At 55.0% G+C, this 19,060-nt stretch carries 19 protein-coding genes; 16 read left to right on the top strand and 3 right to left on the bottom strand.

The window, feature by feature from the left end; translation table 11 throughout:
- The 3 genes from WIH05_RS01700 to WIH05_RS01710 all read left to right on the top strand — a co-directional run.
- Positions 1–962, top strand: a 962-nt coding sequence (locus WIH05_RS01700; RefSeq protein WP_337424891.1) for an IMP dehydrogenase, incomplete at its 5' end; no start/stop codon positions are given.
- Between the two features lie 186 nt (positions 963–1,148).
- Complete coding sequence (locus tag WIH05_RS01705) at positions 1,149–2,702, top strand: ABC-F family ATP-binding cassette domain-containing protein (RefSeq protein ID WP_022273781.1); 1,554 nt, start codon at positions 1,149–1,151, stop codon at positions 2,700–2,702.
- A gap of 10 nt (positions 2,703–2,712) precedes the next feature.
- On the top strand, positions 2,713–3,954 hold the full coding sequence (locus WIH05_RS01710; protein ID WP_215653825.1) for an MFS transporter: 1,242 nt from the start codon (positions 2,713–2,715) through the stop codon (positions 3,952–3,954).
- On the opposite strand, the gene WIH05_RS01715 is transcribed toward WIH05_RS01710, so the two are convergent.
- The 3 genes from WIH05_RS01715 to WIH05_RS01725 all read right to left on the bottom strand — a co-directional run bounded on the left by WIH05_RS01715 (position 3,920) and on the right by WIH05_RS01725 (position 7,595).
- Positions 3,920–4,678 (bottom strand): creatininase family protein, encoded by a 759-nt coding sequence (locus tag WIH05_RS01715; RefSeq protein WP_022273828.1) that lies wholly within the window; start codon positions 4,676–4,678, stop codon positions 3,920–3,922. The genes WIH05_RS01710 and WIH05_RS01715 overlap by 35 nt on opposite strands.
- A gap of 454 nt (positions 4,679–5,132) precedes the next feature.
- Positions 5,133–6,536, bottom strand: coding sequence for a spore germination protein (locus WIH05_RS01720; protein WP_215653823.1), 1,404 nt, complete (start codon positions 6,534–6,536; stop codon positions 5,133–5,135).
- Between the two features lie 336 nt (positions 6,537–6,872).
- Positions 6,873–7,595 (bottom strand): tRNA threonylcarbamoyladenosine dehydratase, encoded by a 723-nt coding sequence (locus WIH05_RS01725; protein ID WP_022273826.1) that lies wholly within the window; start codon positions 7,593–7,595, stop codon positions 6,873–6,875.
- A gap of 178 nt (positions 7,596–7,773) precedes the next feature.
- Here WIH05_RS01725 and WIH05_RS01730 point away from each other — a divergent pair, with 178 nt between their 5' ends.
- The 13 genes from WIH05_RS01730 to WIH05_RS01790 form a co-directional block, all read left to right on the top strand.
- Positions 7,774–9,708, top strand: a complete 1,935-nt coding sequence (locus WIH05_RS01730) for an NAD(+) synthase (RefSeq protein WP_337424892.1) — start codon at positions 7,774–7,776, stop codon at positions 9,706–9,708.
- The gene (locus WIH05_RS01735) at positions 9,705–10,502 is read left to right on the top strand and encodes an RNA methyltransferase (RefSeq protein ID WP_022273824.1); all 798 of its coding nucleotides are present in this window, start codon (positions 9,705–9,707) and stop codon (positions 10,500–10,502) included. Before WIH05_RS01730 ends, WIH05_RS01735 begins: the two co-directional genes overlap by 4 nt.
- Positions 10,503–10,515: 13 nt before the next feature.
- Positions 10,516–10,956 carry an NfeD family protein gene (locus WIH05_RS01740; protein ID WP_022273823.1) on the top strand — a complete coding sequence of 147 codons (441 nt, stop codon included), beginning with the start codon at positions 10,516–10,518 and terminating at the stop codon, positions 10,954–10,956.
- 1 nt (position 10,957) lies between these two features.
- Positions 10,958–11,905, top strand: a complete 948-nt coding sequence (locus WIH05_RS01745; protein ID WP_022273822.1) for an SPFH domain-containing protein — start codon at positions 10,958–10,960, stop codon at positions 11,903–11,905.
- Positions 11,902–13,035: a patatin-like phospholipase family protein gene (locus WIH05_RS01750; protein WP_337424893.1), complete on the top strand. Its 1,134-nt coding sequence runs from the start codon at positions 11,902–11,904 to the stop codon at positions 13,033–13,035. Before WIH05_RS01745 ends, WIH05_RS01750 begins: the two co-directional genes overlap by 4 nt.
- Positions 13,036–13,045: 10 nt before the next feature.
- A complete protein-coding gene (locus tag WIH05_RS01755) occupies positions 13,046–13,354 on the top strand; it encodes a DUF6637 family protein (RefSeq protein WP_022273819.1) in 309 nt (102 codons plus the stop codon).
- Between the two features lie 3 nt (positions 13,355–13,357).
- The gene (locus WIH05_RS01760) at positions 13,358–14,338 is read left to right on the top strand and encodes a biotin--[acetyl-CoA-carboxylase] ligase (RefSeq protein WP_022273818.1); all 981 of its coding nucleotides are present in this window, start codon (positions 13,358–13,360) and stop codon (positions 14,336–14,338) included.
- The gene (gene mutY, locus WIH05_RS01765; protein ID WP_022273817.1) at positions 14,331–15,470 is read left to right on the top strand and encodes an A/G-specific adenine glycosylase; all 1,140 of its coding nucleotides are present in this window, start codon (positions 14,331–14,333) and stop codon (positions 15,468–15,470) included. The genes WIH05_RS01760 and mutY overlap by 8 nt, the downstream gene beginning before the upstream one ends.
- Positions 15,467–16,372, top strand: coding sequence for a YegS/Rv2252/BmrU family lipid kinase (locus WIH05_RS01770; protein WP_158359618.1), 906 nt, complete (start codon positions 15,467–15,469; stop codon positions 16,370–16,372). Before mutY ends, WIH05_RS01770 begins: the two co-directional genes overlap by 4 nt.
- 87 nt (positions 16,373–16,459) lie before the next feature.
- A complete protein-coding gene (gene rpoD / locus WIH05_RS01775) occupies positions 16,460–17,587 on the top strand; it encodes an RNA polymerase sigma factor RpoD (protein ID WP_022273160.1) in 1,128 nt (375 codons plus the stop codon).
- 65 nt (positions 17,588–17,652) lie between these two features.
- Positions 17,653–18,273, top strand: coding sequence for an epoxyqueuosine reductase QueH (locus WIH05_RS01780; RefSeq protein WP_022273159.1), 621 nt, complete (start codon positions 17,653–17,655; stop codon positions 18,271–18,273).
- Positions 18,274–18,333: 60 nt separating this feature from the next.
- Positions 18,334–18,597 (top strand): HPr family phosphocarrier protein, encoded by a 264-nt coding sequence (locus WIH05_RS01785; protein ID WP_022273158.1) that lies wholly within the window; start codon positions 18,334–18,336, stop codon positions 18,595–18,597.
- Positions 18,598–18,630: 33 nt separating this feature from the next.
- Positions 18,631–19,060: P-loop NTPase (locus WIH05_RS01790; protein WP_337424894.1), on the top strand; the 430-nt coding region annotated here is incomplete at its 3' end.

Here is a 19,060-nt window from a genome sequence, read left to right on the forward strand (position 1 = left end):
CCATGATGGAGGCCAAGAAGATCCTTGCCAAAGCAAGGGTGGAGAAGCTGCCCATCGTGGACGATGACTTTAATTTAAAGGGACTTATCACCATTAAGGATATTGAGAAGCAGATCAAATACCCCAATTCCGCTAAGGATGCACACGGAAGACTGCTCTGCGGCGCTGCCGTGGGAATCACCGCCAACGTGCTGGAGCGCGTGGAGGCCCTTGTGAACGCCAAGGTGGACGTGATCGTATTAGACTCTGCCCATGGTCATTCTGCCAACGTGATCCGCTGCGTGAAGATGATCAAGGAGAAATTCCCGGAGGTACAGGTGATCGCCGGAAACGTGGCCACAGGCGCTGCCACAAAGGCTCTGATCGAGGCCGGTGTGGACGCTGTCAAGGTCGGGATCGGGCCTGGTTCCATCTGTACCACCCGTGTGGTTGCCGGTATCGGCGTTCCCCAGGTATCTGCCGTTATGGACTGCTATGAGGTTGCAAGGGAATACGGGATCCCGATCATCGCAGATGGCGGCATCAAGTACTCCGGAGATGTGACAAAGGCTCTGGCTGCCGGCGGAAGCGTCTGCATGATGGGAAGTATGTTCGCAGGCTGTGACGAGAGCCCGGGAACCTTCGAGCTTTACCAGGGAAGAAAATATAAGGTATACCGCGGAATGGGCTCCATTGCCGCCATGGAAAACGGCAGCAAGGACCGCTACTTCCAGTCCGACGCCAAAAAGCTGGTGCCGGAGGGCGTGGAAGGCCGTGTGGCCTACAAGGGCTATGTGGAGGATACGGTGTTCCAGATGTTAGGCGGCTTAAGAGCCGGTATGGGCTACTGCGGCGCCCACAACATCAAGGAGCTCCAGGAGAACAGCCAGTTTGTGAAGATTTCGGCTGCTGCCCTCCGTGAGAGCCATCCCCATGATATCCACATCACAAAAGAAGCTCCCAATTACAGCATCGACGGCTGATCGGGAAGCGCTGGATCTTCGATATAAAAACGGTTACAGAGAGCATGGCACGGAAGCTGCCGTGCTCTCTTTTTATAGCGCAGAAACCGCCTCTTGCTTTCCTCCGGCCCTTCGTGTAAAATGGAGCGCGTGCGCGGTCTGCGCGGATCTTTTATATAAGAGGAATATTGAACAAGGAGTTTTCAGATGAGTATATTAAACGTAGAGCACTTAAGCCATGGCTTCGGAGACCGGGCCATTTTTACGGATGTGTCGTTCCGGCTTTTAAAGGGCGAGCACATCGGCCTCATCGGGGCCAACGGAGAGGGGAAATCCACCTTCATGAGCATCATCACCGATAAGTTGATGCCGGATGAAGGAAAGGTGGAGTGGGCGAAAAACGTCCGTGTGGGATATCTGGACCAGCATACGGTCCTGGAAAAGGGAATGACCATCCGGGAGGTGTTAAAGAGCGCCTTTTCCTTCTTATTTGAGATGGAAGAAAAGATGAACCAGATCTGCGACCATATGGGAGATGCTTCCGGGGAGGAGATGAATTCCATGATGGAGGAGCTGGGGACCATCCAGGACCTTCTGATGGCCCATGACTTTTATATCATCGACTCCAAGGTGGAGGAGATCGGCCGGGCCTTTGGCCTGGATGAGATCGGACTGGATAAGGACGTGGACGAGCTGTCCGGAGGCCAGAGGACCAAGGTGCTCCTGGGAAAGCTGCTTTTGGAGAAGCCGGACATCCTTCTTCTGGACGAGCCCACCAACTACCTGGACGCCCAGCATATCGAATGGCTGAAGCGGTATCTCCAGGAGTATGAAAATGCCTTTATCCTGATCTCCCACGACATTCCATTTTTAAACAGCGTGGTAAATCTGATCTATCATATGGAAAACCAGAAGCTGGACCGGTATGTGGGCGATTATGATAAATTCTTAGAGGTGTATGAGATGAAGAAGAGCCAGCTGGAGGCCGCCTATAAGCGGCAGCAGCAGGAGATCGCCGAGCTCCAGGACTTTGTGGCCAGAAACAAGGCGCGGGTGTCCACCCGGAATATGGCCATGTCCAGACAGAAAAAGCTGGATAAGATGGAGGTCATCGAGCTGGTAAAGGAAAAGCCCAAGCCAGAATTCCATTTCTTAAATGCCAGGGCAGCAGGAAAGATCATTTTTGAGACAAAGGACCTGGTCATCGGCTACGACGAGCCCTTGTCAAAGCCCCTGGATTTTTCTATGGAACGGGGCGAAAAGATCGCAGTCATCGGAGCCAACGGAATCGGAAAGACCACCTTCTTAAAGAGTATCCTGGGACTGATCCCGGCTCTTTCCGGCTCTGTGGAGCTGGGGGATTATCTGTCCATCGGATATTTTGAGCAGGAGATGGCTCCGGGAAATACCACCACCTGCATTGAGGAGATCTGGAAGGAGTTCCCCTCCTACACCCAGTATGAGGTACGGTCGGCTCTGGCAAAATGCGGCCTTACCACAAAAAATATTGAAAGCCAGGTGCGTGTGCTTTCCGGCGGAGAGCAGGCCAAGGTGCGTCTCTGCAAGCTCATCAACCGGGAGACCAACATCCTTCTTCTGGACGAGCCCACCAACCATCTGGACGTGGACGCCAAAGAGGAATTAAAGCGTGCTTTAAAGGAATATAAGGGAGCTGTGCTCCTGATCTGCCATGAGCCGGAGTTTTACGATGGACTGGTATCAAAGGTCTGGAACCTGGGCGAATATTCCTTAAAGATTTAGGAGCAGGGCCATGACACATATACTTCTGGCAGTGATCTATCTGGCGTTCATAAGCCTGGGCCTTCCCGATTCTCTTCTGGGCGCCGCCTGGCCGTCTATGTACGGGGAGCTTGGGGTCCCGGTCTCCCGTGCCGGAATGGTCTCCATGATCATCTGCTTTGGGACAATCGTATCCAGCCTCCAGAGCAGCCGGCTCACCAGCCGGTTCGGCCCGGGAAGGGTGACGGCTGCCAGCGTGGCGGCCACGGCGGCGGCTCTCCTGGGCTTTTCCGCAAGCCGTTCCTTCTGGCAGCTCTGCCTCTGGGCCGTTCCTTACGGGCTGGGAGCAGGAAGCGTGGACGCAGCCCTCAACCATTATGTGGCCCTTCACTTCAAAAGCCGCCATATGAGCTGGCTCCACTGTATGTGGGGCGTGGGCGCTTTCCTGGGCCCGTCGGTCATGGGGACGGTCCTTGCGGGAGGATATGGCTGGAGCATGGGCTACCGGGCCGTGGGCCTGGCCCAGACGGTGCTGGCAGCGGTCCTGGTCATAAGCCTGCCCTTATGGAAAATGAAGCCAGGAAACGGGAAGGACAGGAACGAAACGGAAGCCGGACAGAAAAACGTCCGGGAAGAGAAAAAAAGCCGTGGAGAGGAAACGGCCGAGGAGGCCGGGGCAGACCGTGCGCCGGGCCTTCTGGAACTCTTAAGGATCCCCATGGCCCGGGAAACGGTGGCCATGTTTTTCTGCTACAATGCCCTGGAGACCACGGCAGGACTCTGGGCCAGCAGCTATCTGGTCCTGGTCCATAAGGTCCCGGCTGAACGCGCCGCCGCCCTGGCCGGTCTTTTCTATCTGGGGATCACGGCCGGAAGGGCAGTCAGCGGCTTCCTTACGGAGTGGATCAGTGACGACGGCATGATCCGCCTGGGTACTGGGATCCTGGCGGCGGGCTTTCTGATCCTTCTGTTTCCGGGAGGCGGCCACAGCCAGGCCGGCCTTCTTCTCATGGGGCTTGGCTGCGCGCCCATTTATCCCAGTGTGATCCATTCCACGCCGTCCCGGTTCGGGGCGGAGCTTTCACAGGCTGTCATTGGCGTACAGATGGCAGGGGCATATATAGGAAGCTCCCTGATGCCGCCGTTTTTTGGATTCCTGGCAGACCATCTGGGCGCTTCCCTGTATCCATATTATCTTTTAGTGCTTCTGGTGGTCATGGCCCTCATGCATCAGAGGATCATCCCAGGGAAACACGTTCAAACTTCTTTATAAAGTCCACGCAGAAATCCGCTGTGGCCTTTAACATTTCTTCTCCCCATTCCTTTGTGGCCGTTTCCGGGGAGTCGGGGCCGTACCAGCCGCAGGACGAATAGCGGTCCACGTGGCGGGGCACCGGAACGGAAACGCCATTGCAGTTCACGTTGAAGGATCCGGCAAAGGTCAGATCCGGACTCAGATCCTTCGGTTCAAAGGGCATAAAATATTCCATATGTACACAGGACGGGTCAATGGCCAGCATGGCTGCGGTCTCTTCGCCGCCGCCGTGGCCGCCCTTCCACCGGGGATCCAGTTCTCCGGCTAAAAGCCACCAGTTTAAGATCGCACCCATGGCATGGCGCTCGTCCAGCTCCAGGGCCACCCGCTGGAGCACCGGGGTATTCCCTCCATGGCCGTTCAAGAAAACAAACTTACGGATACCGAAACCGTAAAGCTGGTCCACGATCCGGGTCATCAGATCGTAAAGCCCGTCGTAGCCAATGGTGATGGTGCCGGGGAAATTAATGTGCTGGTCGCCGACGCCGAAGGGGACCGTGGGAGCGATCAGGATATTTAAACGCTCGTCCATCATTTCGCAGAGGCGGCGGGGGATCAGGAAATCCGTGCCCAGGCAGAGCTGGGAGCCATGGTTCTCCGTGCTTCCCACGGGGATGATGGCAATGTCCTTTTCCTTAAAATAGCCTTCCGCCTGCTTCCAGGTGATTTTTTCAAGAAACATAATTGAGTACCTCCTTTTCCTGGAACCTATTGTACCACAGGAGAGGGAACATTACCAGAGATACGCCCAAAACTCCCGGAGCATCTCCCTGGGTCTGCGGGGCGGAACATCTAGGGCTCCGGAGGGCTGCGAAGGGCATGGGGGACCATGGACAACTCGCTCCGCTCAGACAAGTCCATGCTCCCCCATAACGCATCCCCCCACAGCCCAAGAAGTTCCATCCCCCTCCGACATGGGAAAGGCTCCGGGAGTTTTGGGCTGGTAGATGTTACGGACGCCAAAGAACCTGCCTTTTCCCTTCCCCCTAGCGCCCGCCACCCCCTATACAGCACCTTCCGCCCCCGTAGCCAGACCCTTCTGCACGCCGGCGTTTGGGCCGCGTATTTTGCGGCCCTATGCGCCGCTGCGTGCAGACTGGAGCGGGAGCGCGTCTGGATACGGGGGCGGAAGCTGCCTACTTATGCGGGAGGCGGCCGCGGAAGAATCTTTTTTTACATTCGCTCCATGAAAAGGGGATCAGCGGATAGATGTAGCTCTTTCCGGCAATGGTCTTATTGAAGGCTACGGCGCAGACGCAGAGTACGGTCCCGGCGATGAAGCCCCACAGGTTGAAGAGGGATGTGAGGATCAGAAGGATCACCCGCATGAATTTTAGGGCGTAGCCCATCTCGAAGCTGGCCTGGGAGTAGTTGGCGATGGTGACGAAGGCCATGTACAGCATGGTCTCGGAGTTGAACCAGCCGGATTTCACAGAGTATTCACCCAGGACGATACCGGCGATGACGCTTAAGGGCGTGGTCAGCATGCTGGGAGTGTTGACTGCCGCCAGACGGAGGCCGTCGATGGCGAATTCCAGGATGAGGAGCTGCCAGATCAGCGGGACAAACTGCTCATCGGCGATCTGGATGAACTGGAGCCAGTCCGGGATCCACTGGGGATTCTGCATGAGCAGAAGCCACAGAGGCGTTAAAAACAGGGTGAGAAGGGAGACGGTCATCCTGGAAAGCCGCAGATACGTTCCTGTGACCGGAGGAAAATAGTAGTCGTCCGCTTCTTCGATGATGTCGAATACGGACGAGGGGAGGATCATACAGGAGGGGGAGTTATCCACCAGGATGATGATATTCCCCTCCAGGATGGAGGCCGCCGCCGTGTCGGGCCGCTCGGAAAAACGGAATTTCGGGAACGGGTTGTACCATTTGTGGGGGTAAAGGCACTCGGCCAGGCTCTCCTGGTTCATGGTCAGTGCATCCACATGAAGGCTCTGGATGCGCTCCTTGATGGTTTTTAAAAGATTCTGATCCACCCGCCCTTTCATATAGCAGATAGCAATATCCGTATGGGAACGTTCTCCGGCCTGGGTGATCTCCACGGTGAAGTCCACGTCCCGGATCCGGCGGCGGATCAGAGCTGTGTTAAAGATCAGGGTCTCCACAAAGCCGTCCCTGGAGCCCCGGAGCACCTTGTCTTTTTCCGGCTCCTCCACGCCGCGGGCCGGGTAGGTGCGGCAGTCGATGGTGATACATTTGTCATAGCCGTCGATGAGAAGGCAGGAAAGGCCGGAGAGAAGGCTGACCAGGATCTGGCTTTCTTCGTCCTCCAGGCCGGTCTCTCCATAGGGAACGTATTTTTTCGAGAATCCGTGGGGAGAATCCGGCATATCGTCTGGCTGTATGGACGCGAAGCCCTGCATGATCCGCAGGAGCACCTCGTCCTTGGTTAAGCCGTCCACAAAATAGATCAGCGCCTGTTTCCCGCCGATCGTCAGGGTATGGTAGACAATATCGAAATTGGTCTGCACGTCCAGAAGCTGGTGAAAACGTGCCATGGTCTGGTTCAGATCGGATGAAAGCTTCATAATAAATGTCCTTCCCAGGCGGACGGTTCCCGCCTGTATTTCCATTGTTATGATGGAAGTCTTCCCAGGACCAGTGAAAATATACGGACAGATGTACATAAGGAATGGATAAAAGAAAATTGTGCAGATTTTACGATAGATCTGGTTGACGGAAATGCATAATTGTGGTATATTACAACCTGTCTGAAATTATTGGGGAATAATTTTGGGGAACTGTATAATGTGAGGTATATTGAACGTGAAGAGACGCTGCATTCTGTGGGGAGAATGCAGCGTTTCGCTTTGTAAAAAGAAGGAGAGGGGCCGGGAGCCTGTCCCGGGAGGAGCAGGAGCGTGTCAGTCTGTGCCGGACAGTTCCCGGATCACCTCTCCGGCTATGAGGAGCCCGGCCACCGGCGGCACAAAGGCGATGCTGGCAGGAGCGGGACGGCCGGAGCCCTTCGTCTCTCCCGGCGTTTCGGGTCTGCGGGGCGTCTCCTCGGAATACAGGACCTTTAAGGCAGGGATCTCCCGCTTTTTTAATTCCCTGCGCATGACCCGGCACAGGGGGCAGACGCTGGTGGAGTAGATATCCCCGATGCGGAAGGCCTCCGGATGGAGCTTGTTTCCGGTGCCCATGGACGACAGGATGGGGATCCCCTCCTCCCAGGCATAGGAGACCAGGGCCAGCTTGGCGCTGACGGTGTCGATGGCGTCGATGATGTAATCCGGCTTCACAGGGCAGGAGGAAAAGACCTCCCGGAGGTTTTCCGGGAGCACAAAAGCGCTGCTTGTGAAAACAGAGCACTCTGGATTTATGTCTGCGATCTTTTCCTTCATCACGTCCGTTTTTTTCTGTCCCACAGTGCTTAAAAGAGCGATGCTCTGGCGGTTGATATTGGAGGGAACCACCGTATCGGAGTCGATGAGGAACAGGGTCCCGACGCCGGACCGGGCCAGGGCCTCCGCACAGTGGGATCCGACGCCGCCCAGGCCGAATACGGCTACGACGGAGGAGGACAGCCGCGAAAAGCCCTGGTCTCCCAGAAGCTGGGCCGTCCGTATAAAGGTTTCATTCATAACGATTGATCTCCATTTCTGGTTTTCTTTTGAGTGTATCATAAACTTTTTCATGACTCAATTCCCAACTTCCCTTTTTACGAAAAAACGTGTATAATGGAGACAACGCAGAAAGGCGGGGATATCCCGGCTGCGTGTACTGGACAGTAACGCTATGGCTTAGAAAAGGAGTAACGAAATGAAAGACGGTTTTATCCGCGTTGCGGCTGCTACGCCAGATATAAAGGTGGCAGACCCGGTTTACAATGAAGCCCAGGTCTGGAATATGATCGAAGAGGGGGAGAAAAACGGGGCAAAGCTCATGGTGTTCCCGGAGCTCTGCCTGACGGGCTATACCTGCGGAGACCTGTTCCACCAGGATATCCTGGTGGATACGGCGGCGGACATGCTGAAAAAGCTGATCCGCAGGAGTGAAGGCCACGATGTTCTGTTCTTTGTGGGACTTCCGTGGATGAAGGACGGAAAGCTTTACAATGTGGCTGCGGCGGTCCATGACGGAGAGCTGCTGGCCTTGATCACGAAGAAAAACATTCCCAATTATTCGGAATTTTATGAACTGCGCCACTTTACGCCGGGGCCGGATGTGCCGGAGCCCATGGAATGGGACGGAAGGATCGTTCCCTTTGGAAGCGGGATTCTGCTGCGGTGCGTGAATCTTCCGGAGCTGGTGGTGGCCGGAGAGATCTGTGAGGACGTGTGGGTCATGGACCCGCCCAGCATCTCCCATGCCAGGGCCGGAGCCACTGTGATCGTCAACTGCTCTGCCAGCAGCGAGACCGCAGGAAAACATGTCTACCGGAGATCCCTCATTGCCGGACAGTCGGCCAGACTGGTGTGCGGATATATCTGCGCCAATGCAGGAGAGGGAGAATCCACCCAGGACCTGGTATTCGGCGGCCATGATCTGATCGCAGAAAACGGTACGGTGCTGGCTGAGTCCCGGCGGTTTGAAAACGGGATGATCCTTGCAGACCTGGACCTTAAGCGGATCTGCAGTGAGCGTCGGAGGATGACCACCTTCCAGGTGGAAAATCCCAGGGAGCAGTACGATTATATGGACTTTGAACTGGAAATGGAGGACCTTAAGGAGCTTAAGCGTCCGGTGGATCCGTCTCCCTTTATCCCTTCCGGAGCTGCAGAAAGGAATGAACGGTGCGAGGAGATCTTAACGATCCAGGCGCTGGGACTGAAAAAACGGCTGGCCCACACGGGCTGTACCCAGGCAGTGGTGGGGATCTCCGGCGGACTGGATTCCACGCTGGCCCTTCTGGTGACGGCCAGGGCCTTTGATATGCTTAAGATCCCCAGGGAAAAGATCCTTTCTGTGACCATGCCCTGCTTCGGGACCACAGACCGGACCTATAAGAATGCCTGCCTTCTTACGAAAAAGCTGGGAGCAGAGCTTAAGGAGGTCAGCATCAAAGAGGCTGTGGCAGTTCACTTCCGGGATCTGGGCCACAGTATGGACGACCATGACGTGACCTATGAAAATTCCCAGGCCAGGGAGCGGACCCAGGTCCTGATGGATCTGGCCAATGAAAACGGAGGAATGGTCATCGGCACCGGCGATATGTCGGAGCTGGCCCTGGGCTGGGCCACCTACAACGGAGACCATATGTCCATGTACGGGGTGAATGCATCGGTTCCCAAGACGCTGGTCCGCCATCTGGTACGGTATTACGCGGATACCTGCGGCGACGAAGAACTGAAGGATGTCCTTTATGACATCCTGGACACGCCGGTGAGTCCGGAGCTGCTGCCGCCGGAGGACGGGGTGATCTCCCAGAAGACCGAGGATCTGGTGGGCCCCTATGAGCTCCATGACTTCTTTATGTATTATATCCTCCGGTATGGATACCGGCCTTCCAGGATCTTCCGTCTGGCAGAAACGGCTTTTGCCGGGATCTATGACAGCGCTGTGATCCTTAAGTGGTTAAAGACCTTCTACCGCCGGTTCTTCTCCCAGCAGTTTAAACGGTCCTGCCTGCCTGACGGCCCCAAGGTCGGTTCCGTGGCCGTATCTCCCAGAGGAGATCTGAGGATGCCGTCGGATGCGACCGCCAGGATCTGGCTGGAGGAGGCAGAGAGCCTTATGGCGGAGGGTTCCCGATGATCAGCAGTACAAAGAATGACCAGGTAAAAATGGTGGTGGAGCTGAGGAAAAAGGCAAAGGCCAGGAATGAGGCGGGGCTTTTTGTGGCCGAGGGGCTCCGGATGGTCTCAGAGCTTCCGCCGGATCGGGCCTGGCGGCTTTACGTTTCGGAGAGCTTCCTTAAAAACAGGGAAAACGCCGGACTGCTGGAACGGTTTTCCCGGTATGAGATCGTCACGGACCAGGTTTTTTCCGCCATGTCCGACACCCAGACGCCCCAGGGGATCCTGGCCCTGGCAAAGCAGTATGAATACGTGCTTTCAGATCTGCTTTCTGCCCCGGGCCCGGCCCATCTGATGATCCTGGAGAATCTCCAGGACCCGGGAAACCTGGGCACCATCTTAAGAGCCGGAGAAGGGGCCGGGATCACCGGCGTCATCATGAGCCGGGATACGGTGGATATCTACAATCCCAAGGTGGTCCGCTCCACCATGGGCTCCGCCTTCCGCGTTCCCTTTCTTTATACGGACGACCTTCCCGGAACAGTCCGGGAGCTGAAGGCTGGGGGGATCCGGCTGTTTGCGGCCCATCTGGAAGGAAGGAATAATTATGAGGAGGAGGATTATACTGGTAATACCGGCTTCCTCATTGGAAACGAAGGAAATGGCCTGACAGAGGAGCTTTCTGCCGCTGCCGACGCCTGGGTGAAGATCCCCATGGCCGGAAAGGTGGAATCCTTAAATGCGGCTGTGGCGGCCTCGATCCTGATGTTTGAGACGGCAAGACAGAGGAGGAGCGGCCGCAGTATGAAATAAAGGAGCTGATACGATGGCAATGATAGGCTGGCTTGTGGTTTTTGTGGCACTGGTGGGAATAGAAGTCGGTACCATGGCACTGACGACCATCTGGTTTGCAGGCGGAGCCCTGGCGGCGTTCTTTATGGCGTTGGCCGGACTTTCCTTCCAGGTGCAGATGACGGTATTTCTGGCGGTCTCCTTTGTCCTTCTGATCTTTACCAGGCCCTTTGCCGTGAAATACGTCAACAAAGGGACTGTAAAGACCAATGTGGACGGACTTGTGGGGAAAAAGGCCCGGGTACTGGAGGAGATCGACAATGGATCCGGCTCTGGAACGGCTGTTCTCAACGGTCAGGAATGGACGGCCAGGGCGGTGAGGGACGATCTGGTGATCCATAAAGGAGAGACCGTGATCGTAAAAGAGATCCGCGGAGTGAAACTGATGGTGGACCGTATTTCGGAAGGAGAATAGTATGGATTTTTTATTAAGCTTTATTGGGATCAGTATACTTGTTGTTGTAGTCCTGCTTCTGCTGACCTCCTGTGTAAAGATCGTTCCCCAGGCCCAGGCCCTGGTGGTGGAACGGCTGGGAGCGTATCTGGATACCTGGTCGGTGGGCGTTCATTTTAAAATGCCCTTCATCGACCGGGTGGCAAAGCGGGTGATCTTAAAGGAGCAGGTGGTGGATTTCGCGCCCCAGCCGGTGATCACCAAGGACAACGTGACCATGAAGATCGACACGGTGGTATTCTTCCAGATCACAGACCCTAAGCTCTACGCCTATGGAGTGGAGAATCCCATCATGGCCATTGAGAACCTGACGGCCACGACGCTCAGAAACATCATCGGCGACCTGGAGTTAGACCAGACCCTGACCTCCAGGGAGACCATCAACACAAAAATGCGCGCAGCCCTGGACGTGGCCACAGATCCCTGGGGGATCAAGGTAAACCGTGTGGAGCTTAAGAACATCATTCCTCCGGCGGCCATCCAGGACGCCATGGAAAAGCAGATGAAGGCAGAGCGGGAACGCCGGGAGGCGATCTTAAAGGCCGAAGGTGAGAAGAAATCCACGATCCTGGTGGCCGAGGGTAAAAAGCAGTCGGCCATCCTGGATGCAGAAGCCGATAAACAGGCTGCCATCCTTCACGCAGAGGCTGAAAAGGAAAAACGGATCCGTGAGGCAGAGGGCCAGGCGGAGGCGATCTTAAAGATCCAGCAGGCCAATGCAGACGGTATCCGTATGATCAAGGAAGCCGGCGCAGACCAGGCGGTGCTGACCTTAAAGAGCCTGGAGGCCTTTACAAAGGCCGCAGACGGCAGAGCCACCAAGATCATCATTCCGTCGGAGATCCAGTCGGTGGCGGGACTTGTGAAGAGCGTCACTGAGATCGCAAAAGATACGGACGTGAAGGCATGAGACTGACCCTGGACCCGTCCCTGGAATACGGCGTCGTTTTAGAAGGCGGCGGAGCCAGGGGCGCATACCAGATCGGCGCCTTAAAGGCGGTCACTGAGGCCGGGATCCGGATCGGCGCCGTGGCGGGCGCTTCTGTGGGCGCCTTAAACGGCGCCTTCCTTTGTATGGGAGACTTAAAGGCAGCCGAGGAGCTGTGGGGAAACCTGGCATACTCCCAGATCTTAAACGTGGAGGATGAAGCGATCCGGGCCATAAAGACCCTGGGCCTGAAGGCCTCCACGGTCCCCCAGCTCATGGCAGAGGCCAGGAAGGTGGTTTCCGGCCGGGGGCTTGATATCACCCCCTTTAAAGAACTCCTGGAGAAATACGTGGATGAGGAAAAGATCAGAAGCTCCCCCTGTGATCTTTATGTCACCTCTCTTTCGGTCACGGACTGGAGGGAGGTGGTCTTTGACGTGAAGCAGGCTCCTCCTGGGACCATAAAGGACGTACTGTTAGCCAGCGCGTTTTTTCCGGCCTTTAAAAATGAAAAGCTGGGCGGAAAGACGTATCTGGACGGCGGTATGGTGAACAACGTGCCGGTGGACGTCCTGGCAGAGCGGGGATATAAAAATCTGATCGTGATCCGGATCTACGGCATCGGCGTGGATACGGAACGGCGGACGGAGCTGCCGGAGGACGTGAATGTATACAGGATCGCTCCCAGGAGAAATCTGGGCGGGATCCTGGAGTTCGAGAAAAAGAGGACCAGGCGGAGCATGACACTGGGATATTTTGACGCCAAGCGGCTGCTTTATGGTCTGGCTGGTAGAAAGTATTATTTTTATCTTCCCCATACAGAGGCCTATTATTTCAACCGCCTTATGACTGAGATCCAGATCTTCCGCCATTATCTGTCCGCTCATCTGGAACAGGCCGGCGGAGAGGGAAGCCCCGGATGCCGGATGTATACGGAGCATGTATTTCCTGCCCTGGCAGAAAAATTCAAGCTGAAGCCCGACTGGGATTACAGGGAGCTTTACGGGGCAGTCCTGGAGGTCTGTGCCAGATCCATGGATCTGGAGGTGTTTGATATCTATACGGCGGACGGGATCATGGAGCGGGTACACAGGATATTAGGAAAGAGTTAGGAGACTTTGGATGCCTGGAAAAGAGAGAAGACGCAGAGTGAGAGGAGAGTCCATGGCCTTGGATACCCTGCACATCGTCATTGGTGCGGCGGTGGTGGTCATGGCGGTCATTTCCTTTATAAATCCGGAGGAATATATGTTTTTCTTTCCGGTCATTTTTCTTCTGGCGGCTATATTAAATCTGGTCACCGGAAAATACAGATATAAGCGCAGTGTAAGGAACCAGAAAAAAAAGATCTCATCCGCGCTTCAGATGGCGTTTGGAGGAGCCCTGGCGGTCCTTGCAGTCATCAGCGCAGTGAGCATCTGGTGGAGGTAGAGGATGAAGGGAGAGATCCTTAAATTACTGAAGGAGTCGGACGGATACCTTTCCGGACAGGAGCTCTGCGAGCGGTTCGGCGTATCCAGAACGGCAGTCTGGAAGGTGATCAACCAGCTAAAGGAAGAGGGCTATGAGATCGAGGCTGTCCGGAACAAGGGGTACATTTTAAAGAGCGTATCCGACGTATTGTCAAAGGAGGAGCTGGAAAGCTCCTTAAAGACCCGATGGGCGGGGAAGGAGATCCATTATTTTGACCGGACAGATTCCACCAATATCCAGGCAAGACTGGCAGGCGAAGCTGGCGCCTCCCACGGAACCCTGGCGGTGGCGGAGATCCAGGACGGAGGCCGGGGACGGAGAGGAAGGAACTGGATCTCTCCGGCAGGTGTGGGCGTCTGGATGAGCCTCCTGCTGCGGCCCGAGATCTCCCCCATTTCGGCCTCGACCCTGACCCTGGTCATGGCCCTGGCAGCCCAGAAGGGCATAAAAGAGGCCACTGGGATCGAAAGCCAGATCAAATGGCCCAACGATCTTGTATTAAATAAGAAGAAGATCTGCGGGATCCTGACGGAGATGGGAACGGAATTTATGGAGATCAAATACGTGGTCATGGGTACCGGGATCAATGTGAACCAGGAAGAATTTCCGGAGGAGCTCCGGGAGACGGCCACGTCTCTTTATCTGGAAACGGGGAAAAAGTACCACAGGAGCCGGATCATCGAAAGGATCCTGGAGGCCCTGGAGGAGTATTACGGGATCTTTGTTAAAACAGAGGATATGTCCGCGCTGCTGGAGGAATACAATGAAAAGCTGGTGAACCGGGGGCAGGAGGTCTGTGTGCTGGACCCGAAGGGAGAGTACCGGGGCCTCTGCCAGGGGATCACAAAGACAGGCGGGCTTCTGGTGGAGCTTTCTGACGGCACGGTCACAGAGGTGATCTCGGGAGAGGTCTCAGTCCGGGGAGTGTACGGCTATGTTTAGGCCGTCTCCTTACGAGGCCCTCCAGGTCCTCCCGCCAGAGGAGCGGGAGCTGTCCGGGAAAGAGCGGCTCTTACTGGCCTCCGGCCCCCTGCTTTCCTGGTACAGAAGAGAAAAGAGGGATCTTCCATGGAGGGAAAACCGGGACCCATACCGGATCTGGATCTCTGAGATCATGCTCCAGCAGACCCGGGTGGAGGCGGTAAAACCGTACTTTTTCCGGTTTTTTGAGCACTTCCCCAGGATTTCGGATCTGGCGGCTGCTCCGGAGGAGGAGCTTTTAAAGTGCTGGGAGGGGCTGGGATATTACAGCCGCGCCAGAAATATAAAAAAGGCCGCAGAGATCCTGACGGAAAAATATAACGGGAGCTTTCCGGAAAGCTACGGGGAGATCCTGGCACTTCCCGGGATCGGCAGCTATACGGCGGGAGCCATTGCCTCCATTGCCTTTGAGCTTCCGGTGCCGGCGGTGGACGGCAATGTACTGAGGGTGCTGTCCCGGGTGACCGGGAGCTTTGACGATATTTTAAAGCAGTCCACAAAGAAGAAAATGGAGGCCCTGGTATCAGAGGTCATACAGCCGGGGAGCGCCGGGGACTTTAACCAGGCGCTCATCGAGACAGGAGCCATGATCTGCATCCCCGGGGGAGCGCCCTTGTGCAGCCAGTGTCCGTTTTTTACAATCTGTGCCGCTAGGAGCCAGGGGCTGACGGAAAAGCTGCCGGTAAAAACGCCGAAGAAAAAGAGGAAGATCGAGGAAAAGACCGTATTATTACTGGAATACCAGGATAAAATAGCCATAAGAAAGCGCAGGGAGGACGGACTCCTGGCTTCCCTTTATGAGTTTGTGAACGTGCCGGGACAGCTTTCTGCCGAAGAAGCCGGAGCGCTTCTGGACCAGGAGGTCCGGCCGGAGCCGCTTCCGGAGGCGAAGCATATCTTCAGCCATGTGGAATGGCATATGGGCGGATATTTCGTCTCCTTAAAGGAAATGCCGGAATCGCTGCCGGGAGAGGAGAGCGGCCCGGCGCTTTTCCTGACCTGGGAAGAGATCCGGAAGGAGTATCCGGTCCCCAACGCCTTTGCAGTCTATAAAAAATATCTGGATCAGAGATATGGAGGGGAAGAAGAATGAAAAACATGATATTTCTGTTTAATCCCCGGTCCGGCCGGGAGCAGATCCGGAGCCAGCTCATGGGGATCCTGGATTATTTCTGCAGCCAGGGCTATTTTCCTTCGGTGTATGTGACCCAGAACTCCCAGGATGCGGAGCGCATCGCCAGGGAATACGGCAGCTCCGCGGATCTGTTTTTATGCAGCGGCGGGGACGGCACTTTAAACAATGTGGTATCGGGCCTCATGGCGCTGGAAAAACGGCCGGTGCTGGGCTATCTTCCCTCCGGCTCCACCAACGATTATGCCCGGAGCCTGGAGATCCCCGGAGATCCCAGAGAGGCCGCGGAGGTTGCCCTGACGGCGGGAGAGAGACAGGTGGATGTGGGCCGGTTCGGCACGGACCGGTATTTTGTATACATTGCGGCCTTTGGGGCCTTTACCGAGGTTTCTTATAAAACTCCCCAGGATAAGAAAAATGTCCTGGGCCATCAGGCCTATATCCTGGAGTCAGTGAAGAGCCTGGCCTCTTTAAAATCCCATCATATGAAGATCCAGTGGGAGGAGGGGACCATTGAGGGAGAATTTATCTTCGGAATGATCACCAATACCACCAGCGTCGGCGGCTTTAAGGGCCTGACTCCCAGGGATGTGGATTTTGACGACGGAATGTTTGAGGCCTTATTTATCCGGACGCCGAAGACCCCGTCGGATCTGTCCAATATCGTCTCCTATATGTTTTTAAAGGATGAGGAAAACGCTTATGTATTCCGGTTCCACACCTCCCGGGTGGTCATCACCGCCAAAGAAGAGGTATCCTGGGTCTTAGACGGCGAATACGGAGGGACATTGAAGGAGACTGTGGTGGAGAACATCCACGGAGCCATTGCCTTAAGATGCGGAGAAAAGATAAAAAAATGTTGAAAAATGTAGTGGGATGGTATATAATGAATCATCGTGGAACAGTTTGTCTGTATCACAGGACATTTTTCACTTGAAAGGGCGTAACTCGTGGAAAAGGAACAATTTTTAGTAAAACTCAGAAAGCTTGTTGAGCTGGGAAGATCGAAGCAGAACGCGCTGGACGTGGCTGAGATCAACGATTTTTTCACCGGAGACAATCTGGGTCCGGAGCAGATGGATGAAATTTACAGTTATCTGGAACACAGCAATATTGATGTGGTTCCGATAAGCGACGACGCATTGCTTGCGGAAGATGATTCACTGCTGATGGACGATATGGACGGCGATTTCTCAGACGACAAGATGGAAGAGGATATCGACCTGGATGCGATCGACCTGCTGGAGGGGATCGGAACGGAGGATCCGGTACGTATGTACTTAAAGGAGATCGGTACGGTTCCGCTTCTGTCTGCAGAGGAAGAGCTGCGGCTGGCCAAAAGAAAAGCAGAGGGCGATGAGTCTGCCAAGGAGCGTCTCATCGAGGCCAACCTGAGGCTGGTGGTCAGCATCGCAAAGCGCTATACGGGCCGTGGAATGAGCTTCCTGGATCTGGTCCAGGAGGGAAATCTGGGGCTTATTAAAGGCGTAGAGAAATTTGACTATACAAAAGGCTACAAATTAAGTACATATGCAACCTGGTGGATCCGCCAGTCCGTCACAAGGGCTCTGGCTGACCAGGCGCGTACCATCCGCGTACCGGTGCATATGGTGGAAACCATCAATAAAATGTCCAAGATGCAGAGAAAGCTGACTCTGGAGCTGGGATATGAACCATCTGTTTCCGAGCTGGCAGAGGCGCTGGAAATGTCTGAGGATAAGGTGATGGAGATCATGCAGATCGCAAGGGAGCCGGCATCCTTAGAGACTCCCATCGGCGAGGAGGACGACTCCAACCTGGGAGATTTCGTGGCGGACAGCAACGCGGTGACTCCCGAGGGAAATGTGGAATCTGTCATGTTAAGGGAGCACATCGACGCACTGCTTGGCGACCTGAAGGAAAGGGAGCGTCAGGTGATCGTACTGCGCTTTGGTCTGGAGGACGGACATCCGAGAACACTGGAAGAGGTTGGAAAAGAATTCAACGTAACGAGGGAGAGGATCCGTCAGATCGAAGCTAAGGCTTTGAGGAAGTTAAGAAATCCTGTCCGCAGCAAGCGGATCCGGGATTTCCTGTAAGAAAACGAAAGAGGGCAGCAGGAGTCACATCCGGCTGTCCTTTTCCAACGGAAGGAAGCGTTTTTATGAACCGGAGAAATTACCAGAAGGAACTGGAGGCAGAGCTTTCCAATATAGAAAAGGAAGGGCGGGCGCCCACATTGTTTCTCCATAGCTGCTGCGCTCCCTGCAGCAGCTATGTGCTGGAATACCTGTCCAGGTATTTTACGATCACAGTCTTTTACTATAACCCCAATATTTCCCCGGCTTCTGAATATGAGGAACGGGCCAGGGAGCAGGAGCGGCTGATCCGGGAAATGGAAACGGTCCACCCGGTCCGTTTTCTCTGCGGGGAATACCGTCCGGAGCTCTTTTACGAGGCTGTGAAGGGACTCGAGCAGGAGCCGGAGGGAGGAGCCCGGTGTACGGAATGCTTTAAGCTGCGCCTTCTGGAGGCCGCCAGGCTGGCAAAGGAGGGGGGCTTCGACTATTTTACCACCACCCTCACCATCAGTCCTTTAAAGGATGCGGAGCGGTTAAACCGCATCGGGGAGGAAGCCGGGGCCCGGTACGGCGTCCGCTTTTTAAATTCGGACTTTAAAAAACGGAACGGCTATAAGCGGTCCACGGAGCTTTCCAGGGAATACGGGCTTTACCGCCAGGACTACTGCGGCTGCGTCTTTTCCCGCCGCCAGGCCAAACCTTGACAGAACTGCCAAACTATTATAGAATTGCATAAGAGTATAAAATGGGAAGGAGTTCTGTCCATGGTTTCAAGAAAAGTTCAGGTTGTAAATCCCTCCGGCCTCCATCTGCGTCCGGCAGGATTATTATGTCAGACTTCCATGAAATTTGAATCAAAGGTGAATATTCTGTATAAAGACCAGCAGATCAATGCCAAAAGCGTTTTAAATGTCATGGCTTCCGGAATCCGGTGCGGAACGGAAGTGGAGGTCTGCTGCGACGGAAAGGATGAGGAGGAGGCTCTGGAAGCCGTATGCACCCTCATTGAAACAGGCTTAAAGGAATAAAGAAACAAACTATATCTGGAGGAATCAAGCAAAATGAGTGAAGCACAGAATTGCAATCATGACTGCGGATCCTGCACTGCCAACTGCGACAGCCGGGTTCCGGATAAAAAGAGCTTTGAGGAAAAGCTGGCGGAGGGATGCTCTGTAAAGAAGGTCATCGGCGTTGTCAGCGGAAAGGGCGGCGTTGGAAAATCCCTGGTGACCTCTTTAATGGCGTGCCAGATGAGAGCCAGAGGTTATAAGGTGGGGATCCTGGATGCGGATATTACCGGTCCCTCCATCCCCAAATCCTTCGGGATCCACGATCCCCTCTGCGTGACCCCGGACGGAAAGCTTCTGGTACCGGCGGTCTCCTCCACCGGGATCGAGGTGATCTCCTCCAACATGCTGTTAGAGCATGAGAGCGATCCGGTGATCTGGAGAGGACCTGTGATCGCAGGCGCTGTAAAACAGTTCTGGAACG

The sequence above is a fragment of the Alitiscatomonas sp. genome (assembly GCF_037242085.1).
In the GTDB taxonomy this organism is placed as follows: domain Bacteria; phylum Bacillota; class Clostridia; order Lachnospirales; family Lachnospiraceae; genus Alitiscatomonas; species Alitiscatomonas aceti.